The organism is Glaciecola sp. 1036 (assembly GCF_050306235.1).
Lineage (GTDB): Bacteria > Pseudomonadota > Gammaproteobacteria > Enterobacterales > Alteromonadaceae > Glaciecola.
Genome location: NZ_JBLWFH010000040.1, coordinates 1 through 607, shown reverse-complemented (window position 1 = coordinate 607; position 607 = coordinate 1). Strand labels below are relative to the sequence as shown.

The following is a 607-nucleotide window of genomic DNA, read 5'->3' as shown; positions in this document are numbered from 1 at the left end:
ATACCAAAGTAGTTTATCCAGCCTCTTAGATATTGGCTGAGCTTAAAGATTTGGTATTGCATAGACACACCCCAGTTGCGATTAGTTAACCTTCTTACCTGTTGCTTAAATTTCTGCACGGTCTTCGGGTGCCAATGAATCAGCCCACCCTTGAATGTAAATCCAAGGAATTTGCTTTCATTGGTTTTCACTACGCGGCTTTTTGTTTCGTTAACGACCAGTTTAAGTCGATGAGAAATAAAGTAGCTAATACTTTTAAGTACTCGTTCACCCGCTCTTAGGGACTTCACAATAATAGTAAAATCATCTGCGTAGCGAGCGAACTTGTGCCCTCGTTTCTCAAGCTCTTTGTCCAAAGGGTCGAGCATGATGTTTGCCAAAAGCGGCGATAATGGCCCGCCTTGAGGAACACCTTCTCGGCTTTCACTATAAAGCTGGTTATCGATAACCCCAGCTCGCAAGTAACGTTTGATCAGTTTAAGTAATCGCTTATCCTTCACTTTGTAGCCAAGATAAGTCATAAGTAAATCGTGATCAACGCGGTCAAAGAACTTGGACAGATCTACATCTACAGCAAAACGGCGTCCCGTTTTAATGATGTCTTGTA

1 protein-coding gene is annotated in these 607 nt (G+C 42.3%); it reads right to left on the bottom strand.

From position 1 onward, the window contains the following. The coding region (locus tag ACNKW3_RS19820) for a reverse transcriptase domain-containing protein (RefSeq protein ID WP_427401062.1) at positions 1 to 607 on the bottom strand (607 nt) is incomplete at both ends.